General features: G+C 43.3%; 16 protein-coding genes. 4 read left to right on the plus strand and 12 right to left on the minus strand.

Features of this window, described 5'->3' with window-relative positions; all coding sequences use genetic code 11:
* Window positions 1–48 precede the first annotated feature (48 nt).
* The 9 genes from lpdA to bshC all read right to left on the minus strand — a co-directional run bounded on the left by lpdA (window position 49) and on the right by bshC (window position 15,088).
* The gene (gene lpdA / locus AAA938_RS15845) at window positions 49–1,446 is read right to left on the minus strand and encodes a dihydrolipoyl dehydrogenase (RefSeq protein ID WP_338229729.1); all 1,398 of its coding nucleotides are present in this window, start codon (window positions 1,444–1,446) and stop codon (window positions 49–51) included.
* A 115-nt stretch (window positions 1,447–1,561) separates the two neighbouring features.
* Window positions 1,562–3,088, minus strand: a complete 1,527-nt coding sequence (odhB, locus tag AAA938_RS15850) for a 2-oxoglutarate dehydrogenase complex dihydrolipoyllysine-residue succinyltransferase (RefSeq protein WP_338229730.1) — start codon at window positions 3,086–3,088, stop codon at window positions 1,562–1,564.
* Between the two features lie 94 nt (window positions 3,089–3,182).
* Entirely contained in the window at window positions 3,183–5,975 is a 2,793-nt protein-coding gene (locus AAA938_RS15855) for a 2-oxoglutarate dehydrogenase E1 component (RefSeq protein WP_338229731.1), read from the minus strand.
* 138 nt (window positions 5,976–6,113) lie between these two features.
* Entirely contained in the window at window positions 6,114–7,046 is a 933-nt protein-coding gene (locus AAA938_RS15860; RefSeq protein ID WP_338229732.1) for a hypothetical protein, read from the minus strand.
* A gap of 18 nt (window positions 7,047–7,064) precedes the next feature.
* Window positions 7,065–8,714 (minus strand): SusD/RagB family nutrient-binding outer membrane lipoprotein, encoded by a 1,650-nt coding sequence (locus AAA938_RS15865; protein ID WP_338229733.1) that lies wholly within the window; start codon window positions 8,712–8,714, stop codon window positions 7,065–7,067.
* A gap of 18 nt (window positions 8,715–8,732) precedes the next feature.
* Window positions 8,733–11,984, minus strand: coding sequence for a SusC/RagA family TonB-linked outer membrane protein (locus AAA938_RS15870; protein ID WP_338229734.1), 3,252 nt, complete (start codon window positions 11,982–11,984; stop codon window positions 8,733–8,735).
* 445 nt (window positions 11,985–12,429) lie between these two features.
* Complete coding sequence (locus tag AAA938_RS15875; RefSeq protein ID WP_338229735.1) at window positions 12,430–12,936, minus strand: hypothetical protein; 507 nt, start codon at window positions 12,934–12,936, stop codon at window positions 12,430–12,432.
* A gap of 11 nt (window positions 12,937–12,947) precedes the next feature.
* Window positions 12,948–13,529 carry a 5-formyltetrahydrofolate cyclo-ligase gene (locus AAA938_RS15880; RefSeq protein ID WP_338229736.1) on the minus strand — a complete coding sequence of 194 codons (582 nt, stop codon included), beginning with the start codon at window positions 13,527–13,529 and terminating at the stop codon, window positions 12,948–12,950.
* Entirely contained in the window at window positions 13,526–15,088 is a 1,563-nt protein-coding gene (gene bshC, locus AAA938_RS15885) for a bacillithiol biosynthesis cysteine-adding enzyme BshC (RefSeq protein WP_338229737.1), read from the minus strand. Before bshC ends, AAA938_RS15880 begins: the two co-directional genes overlap by 4 nt.
* 182 nt (window positions 15,089–15,270) lie before the next feature.
* On the opposite strand from bshC, the gene AAA938_RS15890 reads away from it, so the two are divergent.
* The 4 genes from AAA938_RS15890 to AAA938_RS15905 all read left to right on the plus strand — a co-directional run bounded on the left by AAA938_RS15890 (window position 15,271) and on the right by AAA938_RS15905 (window position 18,387).
* Entirely contained in the window at window positions 15,271–16,512 is a 1,242-nt protein-coding gene (locus AAA938_RS15890; RefSeq protein ID WP_338229738.1) for a M16 family metallopeptidase, read from the plus strand.
* Entirely contained in the window at window positions 16,509–16,991 is a 483-nt protein-coding gene (gene ispF / locus AAA938_RS15895) for a 2-C-methyl-D-erythritol 2,4-cyclodiphosphate synthase (RefSeq protein WP_338229739.1), read from the plus strand. Before AAA938_RS15890 ends, ispF begins: the two co-directional genes overlap by 4 nt.
* Window positions 16,988–17,680, plus strand: coding sequence for a tRNA (5-methylaminomethyl-2-thiouridine)(34)-methyltransferase MnmC2 (gene mnmC2 / locus AAA938_RS15900; protein ID WP_338229741.1), 693 nt, complete (start codon window positions 16,988–16,990; stop codon window positions 17,678–17,680). The genes ispF and mnmC2 overlap by 4 nt, the downstream gene beginning before the upstream one ends.
* A 236-nt stretch (window positions 17,681–17,916) precedes the next feature.
* Window positions 17,917–18,387: a Clp protease ClpB gene (locus AAA938_RS15905; RefSeq protein WP_338229742.1), complete on the plus strand. Its 471-nt coding sequence runs from the start codon at window positions 17,917–17,919 to the stop codon at window positions 18,385–18,387.
* Here the strand turns inward: AAA938_RS15905 and AAA938_RS15910 are convergent.
* The 3 genes from AAA938_RS15910 to AAA938_RS15920 all read right to left on the minus strand — a co-directional run bounded on the left by AAA938_RS15910 (window position 18,380) and on the right by AAA938_RS15920 (window position 20,983).
* Window positions 18,380–18,892, minus strand: coding sequence for a hypothetical protein (locus tag AAA938_RS15910; RefSeq protein ID WP_338229743.1), 513 nt, complete (start codon window positions 18,890–18,892; stop codon window positions 18,380–18,382). The genes AAA938_RS15905 and AAA938_RS15910 overlap by 8 nt on opposite strands.
* 82 nt (window positions 18,893–18,974) lie before the next feature.
* Window positions 18,975–19,637 carry a phosphatidylserine decarboxylase family protein gene (locus AAA938_RS15915; protein ID WP_338229744.1) on the minus strand — a complete coding sequence of 221 codons (663 nt, stop codon included), beginning with the start codon at window positions 19,635–19,637 and terminating at the stop codon, window positions 18,975–18,977.
* 68 nt (window positions 19,638–19,705) lie between these two features.
* On the minus strand, window positions 19,706–20,983 hold the full coding sequence (locus AAA938_RS15920) for a Glu/Leu/Phe/Val family dehydrogenase (protein ID WP_338229746.1): 1,278 nt from the start codon (window positions 20,981–20,983) through the stop codon (window positions 19,706–19,708).
* Window positions 20,984–21,027 lie beyond the last annotated feature (44 nt).

Here is a 21,027-nt window from a genome sequence, read left to right on the forward strand (position 1 = left end):
TTCCGAAGGGGAAATGACTTTTGGATTCTTAAGTATAATGTGGGTTACCTAGACGTGAAGCGCTCTGTTGTCCGTAGCTGCAAGGCAGGCCTCTTTGAAGGCTTCCGTATAAGTAGGGTGAGCGTGGGACATCCTTGCAATATCCTCAGCCGAAGCCCGGTACTCCATGGCTACCACTGCCTCGGCGATCATGTCCGCCGTACGTGGTCCAATCATATGCACACCTAGGATTTCGTCTGTTTCAGCATCGGCTAGGACCTTAACCAATCCATCCGTATCCATAGAGGCTCTGGCTCTGCCGGAGGCCATGAAAGGAAACTTTCCTGCTTTGTACTTCTTTCCTTTTTCCTTAAGCTGCTCCTCGGTATAACCCACAGAAGCTACTTCAGGCCAGGTATAAACCACCCCAGGGATAAGCAAGTAATTGATGTGAGGCTTTTGTCCAGCGATAGTTTCGGCTACGAAAACCCCTTCTTCTTCGGCTTTGTGAGCGAGCATTGCTCCTTTGATGACGTCACCGATGGCGTAAATATGAGGCACAGAAGTCTGCAGATGATCATTGACTTCCACTTGACCTCTTTCATTCAATTTCACTCCGGCTGCTTCTGCATTCAAGCCATCCGTATATGGTTTTCTGCCAATGGAAACCAACACATAATCCCCTTTGATCTCAATGGTTTCTCCTTTTCCGTTCTCCGCTTTTACAATGACTTCTTTGCCTTTATTCTCTACAGAAGTCACCTTGTACTTGAGGTAAAATTCAAAACCCAACTTTTTGAGGGACTTTTGCAGCTCCTTGCCCATGGTTTTGTCCATAGACGGAATCAAAGAATCCATGAATTCTACAACAGAAACCTTGGCTCCCATTCTTCCATAGACCGAACCCAGTTCCATGCCGATCACACCCCCGCCAATCACAATCAGGTGCTTGGGAATTTCCTTCATTTTTAATGCTTCGGTAGAAGTGATGATTCTGTCCTTATCCAATTTGATGAAGGGTAAAGAAGCTGGCTTGGATCCTGTAGCAATGATTATGTTTTTACCCTGGATTTCTTCAAATTTCCCGTCTTCTTTGGTGATTTTGACGGTGTTTTTATCTACAAAAGAGCCCATCCCATGATGGACATCGATTTTGTTTTTCTTCATGAGAAATTGGATACCATCCACATTTTGCTTCACGACATCATCCTTTCTTGCAATCATCTGCTTCAAATCCACTTTGAGATTGGAGAGATTGATTCCATGAGTTTTAAAGGTGTGAGCCGCATTGTGATAATGCTCAGAGGAGTCCAAAAGAGCCTTGGAAGGGATACAACCCACATTGAGGCAGGTACCTCCCAAAGTGGAATATTTTTCGATAATGGCGGTTTTCATCCCCAATTGGGCAGCACGGATAGCTGCAATATATCCTCCGGGACCAGAACCGATTACAATGACGTCATACATGATTTTTAGATTTTAGAAGCTAGACTCAAGCCATAAGACTTGAGCTAATTTTGTTAAAAAAAGGGACCGGTTCTATCCAGCCCCTCGTAAATCGAAATTCGTAATGGATGCTTAATTAGACTCCAAACAACAAACGTGTAGGATCTTCAAGCAACTGCTTCACCCGAACCAAGAAGCTTACAGACTCTCTTCCATCGATGATTCTGTGATCGTAAGAAAGAGCCACATACATCATTGGAAGAATTTTCACTTCCCCATTTACTGCCATTGGACGCTCAACAATGTTGTGCATACCCAAAATTGCAGACTGAGGGGCATTGATGATCGGAGTAGACATCATAGACCCAAAGACTCCTCCGTTGGTAATAGTGAAGGTTCCTCCGGTCATTTCTTCGATAGAAAGCTTGTTGTCTCTAGCTTTGGTAGCCAATCTGACCACTTCTTTTTCGATCTGATCAAAGCTCATTCCCTCAGCATTTCTGATTACCGGAACTACTAGGCCTTTGGGAGCTGATACTGCAATGGAAATATCACAGTAATTATGGTAAATGATTTCATTTCCGTCAATCTTAGCATTGACAGCGGGCCATTCTTGGAGAGCCACACAAACTGCCTTGGTAAAGAAGGACATAAATCCGAGACCCACTCCGTGCTTTTCTTTGAATTGATCTTTGAATTTGGATCTAAGGTCCATAATCGGCTTCATGTTCACCTCATTGAAGGTGGTCAACATAGCTGTCTCGTTTTTGACAGCTACTAATCTTCTTGATACCGTTTTTCTCAAAGAAGACATTTTCTCACGACGCTCATCTCTGGATCCTGATTGGGCAGGAGCCTGAGCAGCAGGAGATTCAGATTTACCTTCCACTTTGGCCGCAGCTTTTGGAGCTGATTTTTCAGCATTTTGTGCGTCTTCTTTGGTAATTCTGCCATCCTTACCCGTTCCTTTTATCTCCTCAGGCTTGATCCCTTTTTCTGAAAGGATTTTTGCTGCGGCTGGAGATGCATGACCGGAAGCATAGGAGCTGGATTGGGTAGAAGAAGACGCTTCTTTATTTTCTGTTTCAGAAGCAGTAGCCTCTTTTTCCGGAGCTTCCTCAGTGACTTCAATTCGACAGATCAATCCTCCTATTTCAAGTACGTCACCTTCTTTGGCAACGTGGCGAAGAATACCTGTAGCCTCTGCTGGAAGTTCAAAAGTAGCCTTATCAGAATCTACCTCAGCGATAATTTCATCCAGGCTTACAAAGTCTCCGTCTTTTTTGATCCAACTTGCTAGGGTAACTTCAGTAATGGATTCTCCAACAGTTGGAACTATCATTTCCTTGATTTCACCACTGGATTGGGATGATTTTTTGGAAGGCTTCGCTTCATCTGGAGCATTGGACCCTGATCCAGAGTTTGATGCTGATTCTTCAATCACACAAATTAACCCTCCAATTTCGACTGTTTCCCCTTCTTGTGCTTTTATTCTCAAAGCACCTGAGGCTTCAGCAGGAAATTCAAAGGTTGCTTTATCAGACTCAAGTTCACAAAGAACTTCATCCAGCTGGACTTGATCTCCGTCTTTTTTAAACCATTGACCTACGGTGACTTCGGATATGGACTCACCTACGGTAGGCACTCTCATTTCTTTGCTCATGGTTATTTTTTTTATCCCTTCTGGAGACAGAAAGGAGGTTTATACAAATGAATTTTTGGATTGGAGTATTTATGACTCCGGTAAAGGAATAAGATTAAACTTTAAGCGCTTGAGAAACAATATTCTTTTGTTCTTCCACGTGGACTTTGTTATAGCCGGTCGCAGGCGATGCACTTGGCTTACGGGCAATGACCTGCATAGGAAGATCCTTGTAAAGCAGTCTCAAAAGGTAGTTCCAATACCCCATATTTTCAGGCTCTTCTTGTACCCAAACGACTTCCGCTCCTTTGTATTGATTCAGCACATCGAGAATTTGTTTTTTAGGAAGTGGATGAAGCTGTTCGATACGGATGATTGCTACGTTTTTGATTTTCTCTTTTTCTCTTGCTTCTTCTAAATCATAGTAGACTTTACCAGTGCAAAGAATTACTCTTTTCACATCTTTTGTTGCCACTGTAGTATCCGGAAGTACTTCTCTGAATGTCCCTGAGGTGAATTCGGAAAGTGGAGAAATCACTTTTGGATGTCGAAGCAATGACTTTGGTGACATGACAATGCATGGCTTTCTGAATTCCCAAGTCAATTGCCTTCTCAGCAAATGGAAGAAGTTGGAAGGTTCCGTCACATTAGCAACGATCATATTGTACTCAGCAGAAAGCTGAAGGAATCTCTCTGGACGAGCATTGGAGTGCTCTGGCCCTTGACCTTCATATCCATGAGGAAGAAGCATTACGATTCCGTTTTGCTTTTGCCATTTGGATTCACCTGAAGAAATGAACTGGTCAATCATGGTCTGGGCGCCATTGGCAAAATCACCAAATTGTCCTTCCCAGATAGTCAATGAATTTGGATTGGCCATACCATACCCATACTCAAAGCCCAAAACTGCATACTCAGACAAAAGGGAATTATAGATATGAAACTGTCCCTTTCTTTCCTTCATTTCCTTTAAGGAATTGTAAGGTTGGTTGGTATTGGCATCATGAATCACTGCATGTCTATGGGAAAATGTACCTCGCTGAACATCCTGTCCAGTGATTCGTACAGTTTTCCCTTCAAGAAGCAAAGAACCATAGGCCAAAAGCTCTGCAGCAGCCCAGTTCAGTTCTTTGGATTCAAAGAACATATCCTTTCTTTGCTTCATCTGAACCTCGATCTGCTTGATCGGCTTGAATCCTTTCGGAATAGTAGTCAAGGCCTCGGCAACTTTGGTGATTTGATCTTCCTGAATGCCTGTCTCAGGAGATTGCTCGAAGTCTTCCGGCTTGGATCTTCGAAGATTACCCCATTCTCTTTCAAACTTGGTAGCTTGATAAGGCAAAGGTTTTTCTTTGACCATATTCAGACGATCCTGCAATAGTTGTCTGAATTCTTCATCCATTTGGGCAGCTATTTTGGCATCAAAATCACCCCTTTCGGTCAATCTCTTGATATAGATTTCTCTCGGATTGGGATGCTTGGAAATGATATTGTACAGCTCTGGCTGGGTGAATTTTGGCTCGTCAGACTCGTTGTGCCCATGTCTCCTGTAGCAAACCATGTCCACGAAAATATCCTTGCTGAACTTCTGACGGAATTCCGCCGCCAACTTAGCTGCAAAAACAACGGCCTCGGCATTGTCACCATTCACGTGAATTACAGGCGCATCGATGATTTTAGCCACATCTGTACAATAGATTGATGAGCGAGCATCATCAAAGTCTGTGGTAAAACCAACTTGATTATTGATTACGAAATGAATGGTTCCCCCTGTATTATATCCTTTCAAACCAGCCATTTGGGTGACTTCATAGACTATACCCTGACCGGCCACTGCAGCATCTCCATGGATCAAAATAGGCAGGGCTTTCTTAGCGTTTCCCTGATGCTCTGAGTCAATCTTCGCGCGAATAAATCCTTCAACCACAGGGTTTACTGCTTCTAGGTGGGAAGGATTTGGAGCAAGCTTAAGGTGAACCTTGTTATCTTCAGGAGTAACGATATCTGAGGAATAGCCCATGTGATATTTCACATCTCCATCACCCATGGTCAGATCTGGTTTCGCTGTTCCTTCAAACTCGGAGAAAATCTGCTCATAGGTCTTCCCCATAATATTGGCCAAGACATTGAGACGACCTCGGTGAGCCATTCCGATCATAACCTCCTCTACCCCATGCTTGGCAGATGTATTTATGACTGCATCCAAAAATGGAATGGTACTTTCCCCACCTTCCAGGGAGAATCGCTTTTGTCCCAGGTATTTGGTATGAAGGAAATTTTCAAAAACTACAGCCTGGTTCAGCTTAAATAAAATCCTCTTCTTTTCCTCCACGGATGGATTAAAAGCCAATGCTTCTTTCTCGACTTTGGTTTTGAACCAATCCAGCATTTCCGGATCACGGATATACAGGTATTCAAAACCCATCGGGCCTTCATAAATGGTCTTCAGAGCTGAAATAATATCCGAAAGCTTGGCACTACCAATGCCAATTTCATTCCCAGCCTGAAAAACAGTATTCATATCCGCATCGCCCAATCCAAAATCCTGAGGATCGATCAAGGCTTTCCTATCGCGACGCTCTCTGACCGGATTGGTCTTTGACCTCAAATGAGCTCGGGATCGATGAGCGTGAATCAGAGCGCGTACTTTAATTTCCTTGGGCAGCTGCTCCATATCCATAATTGTCCCCGGAGTGGCCAATGAACCATTTTTTGGAACAGATGTAGAGCTTGCGACTGAGGAAGAAGAACCATTTTCTTCCTCACCGTAATTGGCAAGGGCAAAGTCAAATCCTTCAAAAAACTCTTTCCAGCTTGGGTCTATTGAGGAAGGGTCATTTTTGAACGAGGAGTATAACTCATCGATGTAGGAAACATGCGCGTTGGCGATGTATGAAAATTTATCCATGGTGTGTTTTTGAAAGCCTAACAAAACTAGGATCAAATTGTTAGATTAAAAAACTGCTTATTTGTTTTAGCAAATATTCTAAGAAAAAAGAAAAGCAGCGCCAAAAGGCGCTGCTTAACTTATCCAAAAGAGGAACTCTTATCTGAGGTTAGGCCAAGGCTTGCCAGCATTAGACTTCACTGCCACTGTACCAAACTCGCCGAATGTATTCACCCACTCAAAGGTCAATACTTCAGGAGTAGAACTAATTACAGTCATAGAGTAGCTATCACCATACTTATCGGTACCAGTCATTGTCAAACGGTTACAAGCATCGTTGATTCTAACATTTCCGCTTCCCCAAGTATCAGGGTAGCAAGATTGCCAAGCGCCGAATGTACCATCAGATACAGTATAAGCACCTGGAGTTGAAGCAACGGCCGTCCAAGTTGTAGAACCAGAGAAGGTATCACCGCAGAAAGTCTCCAAATGATCAAACTGATAAGTACCAGCCAAATCTGAAGGACAGATTACAGAGACAGGATACTGGAATGGAGATGCATAGAATGGAGCACCAGCCACGTTAGTAGTCACATTGTCAGAGCTGAATCTTCTTCCAAATTTGTCATTCAACACCAAACGGAATTCAAATACGTCCCCACCTTCAATATCTGCAGGTGTCAAACCTACTGCAGAAATTGCTGCAGTTGCAGAAACTTCAAAGGTGGTTCTCAAGAATCTTGAATCAGGATTTGGTTGAAAATCTGCAGCCTGCAAAGTAGACACCAAGACATCATTTGCAGGAGTAAATTCCAAACCTACTCCAGGAATCAATCTTCTATGTCTTACTCGGATTTCTACAGTTTCTACTGTAGCACCGTCTTCATTGTCTACTGCTTCTAGAGTCAAGGCAAATTTGGAATTGGCCAAGTCGAAGAAGTTAAACGTCGTGCTTGTACGCGCGATTGTTCTCAAATAAGCACCGTTATCGAAATCAGTGTAAGGCACATTTGGCGTTACCGTATCTCTACAGGAGCTTAGAAAGACAAGGGCCATTGCGAGCAAGCCGAAACTATATTTTAGCATTTTCATGTTTTTCTAATTTTTTGGTTAATAAATCCAAGGTGAAGGAGGATTATTATCCCAGAACACCTGCTGAGCTAGATTATCCTTTTGCTTAGCATTAGTGTTGGTTACAACATAGTTGTTAGGATAGAAGAAAGAACGGATAAATGGACCCGGAATTTCTTCCAACGCAGGCTGCATGTTCAAAGGCATACCAGTTCTTCTATACAGATTGTAAGACTCAACACCATTACCATATAGAGACAACCAATATTCAGTAGCAACGAGATTCATTCTTTCAGTATTGTTGGCAGCTTCATCATATCGAGCACCTACAAACGCCAAGTAATTGTCTTTGGATCTTGTATACTGATCATCAGGTTCAAATGTACGAATTGCAGCACCTTGAGCACTTGCCAAAGCAAAAGCTCTAACGAAATTCATTTGCTTAGTAATTCCAGAAAGCATTAAGGCCTTAGCATCGCCAGTTGTACCTAAGGTAATCGCTGCCTCTGCCAACATGAAGTCTACATAAGCGGCCAACATAATCGGATGAATTCCGGCACCTGCAGCTCCTAAGGAAGGGTTGTTTACAGGAGCAGCAGAATTGTCATCAAATCGGCCACCCGCAGGGTACGTACCATAGGCAGTTCTTCTCAAACCATCTGGTGGAATACCGTCTGGGTCCAAATGATCTCTACCCCAATAACCTCTAGTTCCTGGATTACAGTATATATAACCACCCACCAAATACTGTGGAGGAGGTAGTTGTGTAATACACTCTTGTTCATCAGGGTTAGTGGTATTGGTCAAAGACTGACGATACATGTAATATCTCACTCGAGGGTCATCAAAACCTTTTTCTTCAGTCAAATGCCACATGTAATAGGTAGACTGATAGTCACCACCACCAGAAGTATACTGACCAGCAAACTTAGGATGTCTAGAATCTGGGTCAGCCTGAGAAGTACCAAACCGGAAGACGAAGTCATCACCTGTACCCAACATGTTGTTCTCAGCGATCAGCGCATTGATACCTGCAGTAGAACCAGAAGGATCAACCAGTCTTTTCGTAATGAAATATCTCAGTTTCAAGGTATTTACCAACTTTATCCAACGAGTATAATTTCTGTTGTAGAAATAGTCATTTGGATTACCTGCTGATTGGGCAGTAAAGTGAGCAGCAGCTTCGTTAAGCAGACCAAAAGCAGCTTCGTATACCGCAGCTCCAGAATCTACATTTGGATTGAAGTTAGCCGCATCCAAAGCTTCAGAGAAAGGAACATCTCCGAAGGTATCTACCAAATCAAACAACACCATCGCCTTGATGGTCTTGGCAATACCCATGTGTCTTTGGAAGTTGGAAGCCTCTGCCAAAGGAAGCAAGAAGTCAACATCCGCCAAAATTCCGGCATACGCTGTAGACCAAGTACCATTCTTTGAAGGTGGCGTATAAGCCAATTCATACAGAGCGGAACCTTGGTTGATCATACGAGTCAGTCTTTCCCCGTCATCAGACAGACCAAACCAAAGACCTGTATAACCTAATTGTATACTGTTCAAAAGAAAATCCGGAGAAGCCGTTTGTGCGTTTACCGCATTTGGGTTTTCCAAAAGTTCATCTAGTTTTTCTTCACATGACGTGGCAAAAAGCACGCTAGCTGCCAAGGTCATGCTATATAGAATTCTTTTCATATTAGTGTCTGTTTAGGGTTAGAATGTAAGGGTTAACGTTCCACCCAATCTTCTTGAGCTAGGTCCAGTCACGAAATCAAATCCAAGTCCGTTACCAACACCCGTTCCCAACACGTCCACATCAAAGTTCATGTTAGGTGGGAAGTTAGCAGCCAAGAACCAAAGATTGGTTCCGCTTACTGCGATTGAAGCTCTCTTGAAAGGAGTCTTAGACATCAGGTTATTTGGAAGCTGATAAGCCAAAGACACTTCACGAAGTCTCCACATACTTCCATCGAATACGTTTGGCTCATCAGTAGCTCCTTGGTATCCTGAGAAGAAGTAGTCAGAAGCAGTGATTTGGTAATCGTTAGGAATATAGTTTGGAGATCCATCAGCTTTTACTCCATCTTGTCTTACACCTGGCATGATGAAGGTCATTTCACGATCTGCTACTGGATCTTTGGTTACACCTCGAGCCAATGTTGCAGTTACAGTATTGGAGAATACAGCACCTTTGTGACGGTATTCCAACATGAAGTTGAACGTGAATCCTTTGTAAGTAAAGTTGTTGATCCAAGAACCAGTCCACTGAGGGTTAGGATCTCCCAATTCTACCAAGTCAACAGCGGCTTTGTGCACCCCATTGGAAAGAATGATTGGTTGTCCGGCAAATTCTTGGCCTTCAGGCACTCGGTCAAAACCAACACCTTTGATGATGTTGAATGGTCTTCCTGGGATAGCGAAGTTACCTAGGGTTGTAAAACCGGCAACTACAATTTCTTCCAATCCACCACCCAACTCAAGCACTTCACTTCGGTATTTTGACCAGTTCAAAGTGGAATTCCACTCAAATCCTGAAGCTGTAGATACCGGAGTTACTGTGGCCTGAAGTTCAGCACCACGAGTTCTGATTTTACCGATGTTGGTAAACGTGCTGGTAAATCCAGTAGAAGGGTCAATTGGTGCAGAGGTGATCAAGTCAGAAGTATTTTTCTCATACAAAGAGAGATCGAATCTCAATTTATTGTTGAACATCACTGCTTCAACACCAAATTCCAATTCACCGATCAATTCAGGTCTCAAATTAGGGTTACCCAACTGATTGGCTACTGCGTGAGTAGAAGTTACTCCATTTCTATCAAATGCACGTGCAGATTGATTCAGGATATTTCTGGTTCTGTATGGTGAAGGATAACCAGCAGAAGTACCATAACCCAATCTCAACTTTAGATCATTGACAGTAGAAGAATTCCAATCAAAGGCGGTAGTTGGGATAAAGGAAATGGAAGCACCTGGATAAATAATGCTTCTGTTTTCAGGCTCCAAAGTAGAAGTCCAGTCATTTCTAGCTGACAAGTTCAAGAACAAGTAGTCAGAATAATCGAAAGTCAAGTTGGTGTAAACACCAAATCTTCTTTCCTGAACGATGAAGTTCATGTTACCGCCAGAATAGGCATCATTACTAGAAGAGTTGGTGAAGTTGGAGTGACGGAACAAACCGAAAGCCAACTGACCCTGAGAAGCAACACCTACTTGCTCATAGTCATCAAATCGAGAGTTACCACCGATCAAAGCACTCATTCCGAATTTCTCAGAGAAGTCCTTCTTCCAGTTGATGATCAAATCTTGGTTCCAAATGGTATTGGTGATATTGATCGTTCTGTAATAACCTGAAGTGGTTGCCAAAGAAGAAGAAGGTCCACCTCTGTTGTATCTCAATTCCTGTACTTCAGAGTAGGTATCCAATCCCAATCGGTAAGTGATGGAGAAGTTGTCATTGATATCATAGTTCACTGAAGTAGAATTGAAGAAACGGCTTACATCAGAAGAGTTAACATAGTTTCTTACCAACCAGTTAGGGTTTACGATATCGTTACCGCCTCTATAGTAAACGGAGCTTCTATCCACTGGATTCTCGAAAGGCAAACCTGCCAAATCAACAGATCTTGGAGTATAAAGCACGTGTGCGAATACAGAAGGAATACCACCTGATGGACCAGAACCGAATGCTGCGTTAACTGGAGGAGTCAACAAATTGGTGATCGCATAGGTAAATGAAGAATTCACAGAAAGTTTGTCGGTAATCGCTGAGTTGATACCCAAACCGAAGTTGAATTTCTCCAACTCGTTACCCGGAAGATATCCTTCCTCATCTGTATATCCAAAGCTGGCATTGAAGCCGGTACGATCAGAACCACCTGCAATCTGAACAGAAGTATTGGATACCAAACCTGTTCTGAAGAAGATTTCTGAAGGATCAGCATACGCCTTGTACTCATACTGAACTGGAGTACCACCTACGACACCATCTACCCAAAACTCAGGGAAAGCATTTCGGACGGCAGCTACAGAAGATGTAGCATAAGGGTGGTTAACTGTACGTCCTTCATCCATTCTAGGTCCAAAGTTGGAGAAAAAGAATCCAGGAGCTTGCTGGAAACCATTTCCATATACTTGGCCATAGGTTGGCAAAGAAGCTGCCTCGTTTGCAAAGAAGGACTGGTTGACAGTTACCTCAGCAGCTTTTCTTTTAGATGCACCAGACTTGGTAGTAATCAAGATTACCCCGTTTCGACCTTGGTCACCGTAAAGAACTGTTGCAGAAAGACCTTTCAATACAGACATGCTCTCGATGTTGTTTGGATCGATATCCAAGAATCGGGAAGAAGTCGCAGCACCACCGGTAGTAAATCCGTTAGCATTGTTGGTGCTGGTGTTGAAAGGAACACCGTCTACTACGAATAGAGGCTGGTTAGAACCAGTTGCAGAAGAGTAACCACGGATTACCATGTTGGTACCCGAACCGGACATACCATTGGTAGAGGTGATGTTTACCCCTGGTACTTTTCCTTGCAATACACGGGCAACGTCAGCTTCAGGGCGATTTTCCAGCTGCTCATTGCCTACTGAAGTTACAGCGTAACCCAGCGCTTTCTTTTCTCTTTCGATACCGATCGCCGTTACTACCACTTCGGATAGTTGGGACGCGTCGGTCGTCAGAGTGACATTCACTACGGAACGATTGCCAATTGCTTCTTCAACGGACTTGAGTCCGACAAAAGAGAAAATCAGAACATCTGAACCCGCAGGTACATTAATGGAATAATTACCATCCAAATCGGTGGTAGTACCCACTGTCGTACCCTTGACGAGAACAGTTGCTCCTGGCAACCCTAATCCGTCTTCCTCGGAAATTACCTGTCCGGTAATTACCCGTTGTTGCGCCGACACCTCATAACTGAGGGCCATGGTGAAAAGCGCAACAACAAAGAGTAAAGCTTTTCTCATAAGGTATTTAGTTTAGTTGATCCGTAAAGAAAATTTATTCTTTTTTAATTTCAAAAGCGGTAAAAATTTCGTCTAAGCGGAAGAAAAAGCTAATTATTTGGCGTACCACCCTATTATTAACAATATTTAACTGCCAAGGACAGATTTTTTAACATTGGCAAAACAATATTTCGAGAAATGGCAAAAAAGTAAAAAATCAAAAAAAGATTGAAATTGAAAAAAAACTCAAAATGACGCTCATTTATTGAATTTTCTGCTGTTTTAGATGAAAAAATGCACTCAAATTCGCTTTTTCAATATAAAATTCTGATTTATACTATTTTTAAAAAATCTGATCCATTCTTTTTTGTTTAAACAAAATATTCGATTCCTTATTGATCAATAATTTTCGATTTTTTTGCAAAAAATGAAAAAACCGGTTCATTTTTTAACCGGTTTTCCAATTTTAGAACGAATATCTTAACGTGAAGGCTGCTTCATCCCACCACAGGTCCGTAAAGTCAACAAAATTATATGCAGGCTTCCAATCTAAGCTTAAATAGAAGTTTGTATTATAAAAATTATACTCCAGTCCAACTATAGCGTCTACTCCAAAAGCCCTGTAATCCTCTGTCCCTTTATATACCCACGGGGGTTCGGCTTTAGGTTCTTTCCAAATGCCATAATGAACACCTCCGCCTATGTACCACTCCATCCCCCGAAACTCCCGGATGTCCATATGGTATTCGTAAAGCAAACTGGCATTCCACCCTTTCCATCTATTAAACACCATCAACTCCAAAGCAGACTGATCCGTGACAAAATGCTTGACAGACCCTCCCAAAGAGGTTCCACCACGGACTCCTACCATCACATTGTAATCTCTAAAACTGTATTGTGCATGGGTAGAGAGAAACGTAGTGCCATATAGTAAGGCAAAAATCAAAAAACGGATAATCGGGAATTTTCTCAAAGGGCGCTGATTTAGGCTGAAAAAGTAAAGACATTTTCAGGAGTAATGCAATAATCCAGAGAAACATCATGGGGTTCGGCTTCTATTTGATCTTCTGGAGAAAAAAAGCTCAAACCCATTTTTACCACCGGTTGATTCATACTTCCCAAAAACGAGTCATAATATCCTTTCCCAAAACCCACCCGATTTCCTTTTTTGTCATAGGCCAATAGAGGCACAAATACCAATTGGATTTTGGAAGAAGACACCTGAATGGATTCCTGAGGAACCGGTATACCCCACTCGTCTTCGAAAAACTCCGCTTCTCTTGGAAGTTTTAAGGTTTCAAGTTCGGTGGCGCTTCGATTTACCCGGGAAGTGTAAAGCGTCTTCCCTATCTTTTCCAATTCCTCTCTCAATAAGAAAGTATTGATCTCATTGAACTTGATAATTGGAAAAAACAGGTGAATATGCTCGATTTCAGGGTGAGCTTGTAACCAAGCCAATACCCGGTCCGCAATAGCTCTGGATCTTTTTTCTACTTCCTCAGGATAAAACTCCATCCGCTTGGCCCGGTAGAAGGACCTCAATTGTTCTTTGGTGCTGGTGATCATTCGTATTGTAAAACAAATAGCTTAAACTCCAATGGGTCAAAATTCTCCATCAATTCAGATATCAACTTTGGATTTTCAAGGTAAAACTGCATGAAATTGACCGTCCGCTCCTGAGGCACACCTCCAGAAGCTGCAAAGTCCAATACTGCTTTGGCCCGAGCAAGAACCACCTCCTGCCTTCGTTCTTCGGCTTTCCTTAGCTTTCCCCCCAAATGGTCTAGAATTTTCAGACTCCGAACCTGCGCCGCATCGAATGCCGATTTCAGACTCTTCTCCAAACCTTCTGCCTCGTTTCCTTTTTTCTGAAAAAGCTCAATTACTTGTCTTTTTTGCTCATCCATATTGAAATCCACAGAAGCATGGGCCTCTACGTAGCTCTTTTTCCAGGAAGAAAAATCACTGAACAAATCCTCCACACTCCAACCCAGCTGATTCATTTTCCTTGAAGCAACTGAATCCAAAATCAACCCGAAATTTCTTGGCAATAAGACCGGAAAAGGGATTTGAAAATGGTCAAAGACTCCCTTCAGCTGCAACCAATAAACCACCTCTGCCGGACCGCCCAAATAAGCCAGATTGGGGAGAATTATTTCCTGATAAAGGGGGCGAAGGACCACATTCGGGCTAAACCGCTCCGGATGGGCCTGAATCAGGTCTTTCATTTCCTTTGGAGAAAAAGAAATTTCTGTATTCAAGACTCGATACTCCTCGCCTACTAGCTCAATGCGCTCTCTGATTCCCTTTTCCAGGTAAAAAAAGTTGATCTCTCGGGGATATATCTGACTTTTATAACCCAAGTCTTCCAGTCTTTGGGTGTAATCAGATGCTTGCTGGAAGGCGGAATGATAGAAAAGATCGTCTTCGATCACTGAAGCAAACTCCCACTTGAGACCCGAATGATTGCCATCCACTACAACCAAGCCCTCATCACCAAAAAGCCCATCTACATATTTTCTTACTGCTTCAGCGAGAGTTTTACTTTTTAAATATGCTTCTTTAAACACCTCCGGGGCAAAATGAATCTCTTTCATCCAGTCCCGAAAGCTCTGATCCAGCTCAAAATCCCCTACTGCTCCGGTCTGATTACTGTTCCATTGATACTTTTTGCCATCGAGTTTGAAATAATTGATTTCATCAAAATCGTGATCCTCTGCCGCCATCCAATAGACCGGCACAAAGTGATAATCGGGAAATTCATCCTTCAGCTTTCTGGCCAGATTGATGGTGGACACAATCTTATAGATGAAGTAGAGGGGACCGGTAAAGAGGTTCAATTGATGCCCTGTAGTCACGGTGAAGGTCTTCCCATCCAGTAAAGCATCCAGATTGGACTGTACCTCATCCTTGATCGTAAGGGATTGATACTGCTCCAAAAGCGCATTATGGAGAGTTTTTCGACTCGACTCCGGGAAAGCTTTTGCTTTAATTGCATCCTCAAAACTTTCCAAACGTGGAAGGTGAGTATAAAAAGGACGGAGACTTTCTTTTCCCTTAATGTAATCCAAAAAAAATGATGAAAACTGGCCGGTTTTTTCAAGATCAATACAGTACTTTTTCATCTATGGGCGGAGTGATTTTGGGGAGAGTAACTGAGTCGTTTTGGTCAAAGTTCGTTTTTTTTTCCAAAAATCAGGACATCTTACATCAGTGGCAGTCAGAGAAGGCTAAATTGCTTTTTCTTTCTTAAAAAGAAACAAAATAACCCCTTGAACTTTTTATTTACCCGAAACATTCCCAATTCATGATTCCCTACCAAAGGAACTTCTTGGATAATGGTCTTGAAATCATCACCCATCAAGACCCGAATAGCAAGATTGCAGTATTCAACCTGCTTTATAAGGTAGGTTCCCGATTTGAAAAGCCCGGAAAAACCGGTTTAGCTCACTTTTTTGAGCATTTGATGTTTGGGAGCTCGGCAAATGTCCCGGAATTTGACCGGGCTTTGGAGCGGGCTGGCGGATCTTGCAATGCCTTTACCAGCCCGGATATCACCAATTACTACATGACTTTGCCCCCCAGCAATCTGGAGACGGCTTTCTGGCTGGAATCTGATCGCATGCTGCAACTGACTCTTTCAGAAAAAACGGTCGAAACTCAGCGGAAAGTGGTTTTGGAAGAATACAAGCAGCGCTATCTGAATCAACCCTACGGAGATGTCTGGCACCATATGCGAAAGCTCGCTTACGATTCCCATCCTTATCGATGGCCGACCATTGGAGCATCGCTATCGGACATCGAAAACTACACGCAAGAAGATGTGTGGGAGTTTTACAAAGAAAATTACTTTCCGGCCAATGCCATTTTGGTGGTGGCAGGCAATATCGATCACCAAGAAGTCCTTCGGCTGGCCCAAAAATGGTTTGGTCCTATCCAAAACCCTAAGTTCAAATCAAAGTCTATTCCCAAAGAACTGCCCCAAACCGGCAGAAAAGTTCAGCAACTGGAGGCCCGAGTTCCAACTGATGCTTTATATAAGGCGTTTAAAATGCCCGCTCGAGGAGAAGAAGGCTATTTGGAAGCGGATTTGATTACCGATTTGTTGGGATTTGGTAAGTCTTCGCTATTGGAGCAAAAACTTGTCAGAAACGGAGATCGATTTGCCTCGGTTGGTGCCTACATTACCGGTTCTGTAGATCCGGGGCTTTTGGTCTTTTCCGGAAAAATGGAGAAAAACATCAAGTCGATGCAGGCCGAGGAAGCCTTGGATGAAGTTTTGCAGGAGTTTTTGGCAAATACAGTTTCTGAAATTCAGCTTCAAAAAATCAAAAACCAATCGGAAAGCATGAAGGTCTACGAATCCATTCAGTTGCTTAACCGAGCGATGAATCTGGCCTATTATGCCCATTTGGGAAATCCTGATATTTATGAGGAAGAATTTGTGAAAAAATCTGCCCTTGATCCGGACCGAATCCAAACCTGGGCAAAAAAACTTCTCAATGAAAATCAATCTTCTGTGATTTATTACCAAGCACAAGCACTATGACACCATTTAGAATAGGATTTGGGTACGATGTCCATCAGCTCAAGGAAGGCTATGACTTTTGGTTGGGAGGCATCAAAATCGACTTTGAAAAAGGGGCAGTCGGGCACTCTGATGCAGATGTTTTGATCCATGTGATCTGTGATGCGCTTCTTGGAGCAGCCAACATGCGGAATATCGGCTATCACTTTTCTGACAAAGACCCCAAATTCAAAGGAATTGACAGCAAAATCCTCTTGAAAGAGGTAATGAAAATGATCCGTGAGGCAGGTTACGAAGTGGGAAACCTGGATTCAACGGTTTGCCTTCAACTCCCCAAGCTCAATCCACATATCCCTGCGATGAAAAACTGTCTGGCAGAAGTGATGAATGTAAGCGAAGAGGCGATTTCCATCAAAGCCACGACTTCCGAATGGCTTGGTTTTGTGGGTAGGCAGGAGGGAATATCCGCTTATTGCACCGCATTGATTTATAAAGTATGAGTGAAAAAGTAAAGATCATTACGACCGAGGATGGTTCTCATTCTCTCTATCATGAGGGCCTTCAGGAGACTTATCATAGTTTTCATGGTGCCTATAGAGAATCTCTCCATGTTTTCATGATCTACGGGCTGGATTCTTGGCTTGCCCGGAATCCCGGAAAATACCCCATCCGGATCTTTGAGGTAGGTTTTGGGACGGGACTGAATGCTTGGCTGACTCTAGTCTGGGCGGAGCAAAACAAGGTACCTGTCTTGTATCATACCATCGAGCCCTTTCCACTCTCTAAGGAAATCTACTCCCAGCTCAACTACATTGAGCACGACCACGGCATCTGGCATTACCACAAATATTTTGAAGCCCTTCATCAGGCAGCATGGAATGCAGGTGGGCCAGTTTCCGACTATTTCAATATGAAAAAGGATCAGGTCACCTTGGAGGAGGCGCAGCTTTACCCTATGGATGTGGTCTTTTTTGATGCTTTTGCTCCGAGCAAGCAGCCTGAGCTTTGGGCCAAACCCTTGCTGGCAAAAATCACCGAAAACATGCGCCCCGGTGGTGTTTTCACTACTTACTGCGCAAAAGGCCAAGTCAAGCGGGATTTGAAGGACCTAGGCCTGGAAGTAGAAACCCTCCCCGGACCTCCCGGGAAAAAGGAGATGACCCGGGCTTGGATGAGCAGTTGGCAGTAAGCAGTAGTCTGAACCAAAGTGAAGAAATGTTAGTGGCAAGGAGTGGATGGTAAGTTGTAGAGAGCATCCGGTTATCCTACACTTTTTTCAGATTCAGACTATGGATCAGAAGTCTAAATTCAGAAAGCTGAAAATTTAACTCTTTCAACTGCCTACTGAGAACCGCCTTCTGCAAACTGAATCCTACCCACTGAATTGGCTTATATTTTGCAAAAGTCATATCCAAATACACGACTATGCTAACCTTTATCTTTACTCTTCTACTTGCCTGGATGCAATCCGGAAGCTTGGAAAGCGCCAAATTGGAAAAAATGGTGGCAGAGCGCGAAAGCCTTCATCGACAGTGGAAAGAATCCGAATCCAAAAAGTCTGGCATTTTTGGCAACCGCACCAAAAAGGACATGATCGAAACCAACGAATGGCTAGAGAGAATCTTGGCCAAAGACAATCAGATTATGGACGAGCTGAAAATGATCGGCGCTATTGAAACCACAGTGATTTCTCAGGAAAAGGAGGATTACAAGACTATTACCATGAGTCTGGAACAGGACGTGCAAGCCTTAAAAAGGGCCTTATCGGAAAAAGACAAAGAAATAGAGGCAGCACTTTCGACCCGCAGAACCTTTGAATGGACCACAGTTATTTTTTTTCTTAGTACCCTAGGTTTGGGATTCGGACTTTATAAAAGCAAAAGAAGGGTCAATTGACCCTAACATATTCTCTAAGAGGAAAAGGCAAACAATCCTCTGCCGTACCTACTCTCCAGCAATCCTCTTGGAATCTGAATCGATTTCCATTTTCAAAAAAAGTAAGTGTCCCTGTTGGTACTCTGAAAAAGTCCACAACCCCGGGTTTAAGCTCTTCCTTGGTTCCATAAGGCTTCTCTTCCGAGTCTGAGGCACCACCAAAATTGATCAAAGCGTAGGAATAATAGTATTTGAAAGTACTTCCCTCCAGATTATACCAAGAGTCTGCGATCATCCGATAGCCAAGGGTCTCCCCTATTTCCGTTTCCCGTACAATTTTTTGGACTTCCATCAGGGTGTCATTTTTAAAAGTCAGCACCTCCACAAACCAAAGCCCTGCTGCTTCATCAAACTCCCTATTTTCCCATGTTCCACTCAATGGAGATTGAAAAGGCTCTTCTGATTCCTGACAACCAAAGAGGCTTACAAGGAGAACTAGGGATAAGGTGTAAAAGAAAGATTTCATAAAAGTCTGATTAGGGATTGTACCTACCTAATACGATCCCTAATCTCAATTTGCTACAAAAAGCAAGGAATTCTTCTCTTAGTTAGGACTTCAGTCGTGCAATCGGAGTCCTTCCCCCCTTGGTGACTTGATCCATAGCAACCAAAATCTCAGCATCCAAAGGCAGGTACAAATCCACACGGGAACCGAATTTGATAAAGCCGAATTCTCCGTTTTGCTCTAGCTGATCTCCTTCTTTGACATACCATTTGATTCTTCTGGCCAAAGCACCGGCAATCTGCCTCACCATGATTTTCACCCCGGAATCAGTCTTCAGCACCATGGAAGTCCGTTCGTTTTCCGTACTGGATTTGGGATGCCAAGCTACGAGGTACTTGCCGGGATGATATTTGAAAAATTCCACTACTCCTTTTACCGGAGAGCGATTGACATGCACATTGATAGGAGACATGAAGATGGAAACTTGCTTCCGCTTTTCTTTTAGAAATTCATCTTCGAAAGCCTCTTCGATTACCACCACTTTTCCATCTGCAGGGGCATAAACCAAGCTTTCATCTTTGGGAAGCTTGAAGATGGGGTTTCTGAAAAACTGGAGAATAATCAGATAAAACACCAAACTGCCCAAAATAGCCACGTTGGACCAAAGTCTGGCATCAGGATAGAAATAAATTATCAGGTAATTTCCGGCCACCAGAATAATCAACAGCCAAAACAACAGGACTCTTCCTTCTCTATGTATAGTCATGGTATGAGATAAATAAAGGCGTGGATTCATCACCCACGCCTCAAAGATACTAGATTCTCTTAATTGATTTAGAAACCGCCACGGAAGGTGTAGGTCTTCGCCACCTTGTCAATAGCAACAATGTAAGCTGCTATTCGCATCGGTACATCGTATTTCTGGGATGCCTGATACACATGCTCGAATGCATCCTTCATGATTCGGTCGGAGCGACGGTTAACTCGATCTGCGGTCCATTTGTATCCGAGTCGGTTTTGCACCCATTCAAAATAGGAAACAGTCACCCCACCAGCATTAGCCAAAATATCAGGCACTGCCATGATTCCTTTGTCGTTGATGATGGCGTCAGCTTTTGCAGAAGTAGGGCCATTGGCTCCTTCCACGATTAGCTTGGCTTTGATTTTATCTGCATTGGCAGCGGTAATCACGTCTTCGAGTGCAGCTGGAACCAGCACATCCACATCAAGGGTCAACAAATCCCCGGGGTTTTCCATCAAATCTCCTCCTTTGAAGCCTTCCAAGGTACCATTGTTTGCTTCCTTGTGCTTGATGGCTTCTTCAATATTGATTCCCTTTTCGTTGTAGAATGCACCTGTATGGTCAGAAATAGCCGTAATCTTCAACCCTCTTTCCTCTAAAAGCTGAGCAGCCCAGCTTCCCACGTTTCCAAATCCTTGAACTGCGCAAGTCGCCTGGAAAGGATTGATTTTCAGTTTTTGCATAGCTGAAAGAGCCGAAACCATTACCCCGCGTCCGGTAGCTTCAGTTCTTCCCAAGGAACCTCCCAAAACCAAAGGCTTTCCGGTCACCACAGCTGGCACCGTCATTCCGTGAGCTTTGGAATACTCATCCATCAACCAAGCCATTTCTCTAGGGCCTGTACCCATATCCGGTGCAGGAATATCTTTGTCCGGACCAAATACATCAATCATAGCCATAGTATAGGCACGCATCAGTCGTTCGATTTCTCCTTTGGACATTTCGCGTGGATTACAGCGAACACCACCCTTGCCACCTCCATAAGGGATGTCCACAACAGCACACTTCCATGTCATCCATGCTGCTAGCGCCCTCACCTCGTCCAGATGGACGTCCGGAGCAAAGCGGATACCGCCTTTTGCAGGCCCGAGAATATTACTGTGAATCACCCGAATCCCTTCAAAAACCTGGATCTTTCCGTTGTCCATGGTGATGGGAAGAGAGACGATTACTTGCTTGGCAGGATTCTTCAATACGTTGTAGACTTCATCAGAAAGTCCAAGCTTTTCAGCTGCGATATTGAATCTCTCCATCATTGACTCCAATGGATTCTCTTTATCCTTAATTGGGGCCGGTTCAATGTAAGCCATATTGGGTTTGATTATTAAGTGAAATGCGGTACAAACTTAAGAGG

Source organism: Algoriphagus taiwanensis (genome assembly GCF_036245645.1).
GTDB lineage: Bacteria > Bacteroidota > Bacteroidia > Cytophagales > Cyclobacteriaceae > Algoriphagus > Algoriphagus taiwanensis.

Excerpts from the sequence above, each read along its gene's own strand:
- odhB (WP_338229730.1), bottom strand. The coding sequence starts at position 3,088 with ATGAGCAAAGAAATGAGAGTGCCTACCGTAGGTGAGTCCATATCCGAA.
- lpdA (WP_338229729.1), bottom strand. The coding sequence starts at position 1,446 with ATGTATGACGTCATTGTAATCGGTTCTGGTCCCGGAGGATATATTGCA.
- AAA938_RS15855 (WP_338229731.1), bottom strand. The coding sequence starts at position 5,975 with ATGGATAAATTTTCATACATCGCCAACGCGCATGTTTCCTACATCGAT.
- ispF (WP_338229739.1), top strand. The coding sequence starts at position 16,509 with ATGACACCATTTAGAATAGGATTTGGGTACGATGTCCATCAGCTCAAG.
- AAA938_RS15865 (WP_338229733.1), bottom strand. The coding sequence starts at position 8,714 with ATGAAAAGAATTCTATATAGCATGACCTTGGCAGCTAGCGTGCTTTTT.
- bshC (WP_338229737.1), bottom strand. The coding sequence starts at position 15,088 with ATGAAAAAGTACTGTATTGATCTTGAAAAAACCGGCCAGTTTTCATCA.
- AAA938_RS15880 (WP_338229736.1), bottom strand. The coding sequence starts at position 13,529 with ATGATCACCAGCACCAAAGAACAATTGAGGTCCTTCTACCGGGCCAAG.
- AAA938_RS15905 (WP_338229742.1), top strand. The coding sequence starts at position 17,917 with ATGCTAACCTTTATCTTTACTCTTCTACTTGCCTGGATGCAATCCGGA.
- AAA938_RS15890 (WP_338229738.1), top strand. The coding sequence starts at position 15,271 with ATGATTCCCTACCAAAGGAACTTCTTGGATAATGGTCTTGAAATCATC.
- mnmC2 (WP_338229741.1), top strand. The coding sequence starts at position 16,988 with ATGAGTGAAAAAGTAAAGATCATTACGACCGAGGATGGTTCTCATTCT.
- AAA938_RS15920 (WP_338229746.1), bottom strand. The coding sequence starts at position 20,983 with ATGGCTTACATTGAACCGGCCCCAATTAAGGATAAAGAGAATCCATTG.
- AAA938_RS15910 (WP_338229743.1), bottom strand. The coding sequence starts at position 18,892 with ATGAAATCTTTCTTTTACACCTTATCCCTAGTTCTCCTTGTAAGCCTC.
- AAA938_RS15860 (WP_338229732.1), bottom strand. The coding sequence starts at position 7,046 with ATGAAAATGCTAAAATATAGTTTCGGCTTGCTCGCAATGGCCCTTGTC.
- AAA938_RS15915 (WP_338229744.1), bottom strand. The coding sequence starts at position 19,637 with ATGACTATACATAGAGAAGGAAGAGTCCTGTTGTTTTGGCTGTTGATT.
- AAA938_RS15870 (WP_338229734.1), bottom strand. The coding sequence starts at position 11,984 with ATGAGAAAAGCTTTACTCTTTGTTGTTGCGCTTTTCACCATGGCCCTC.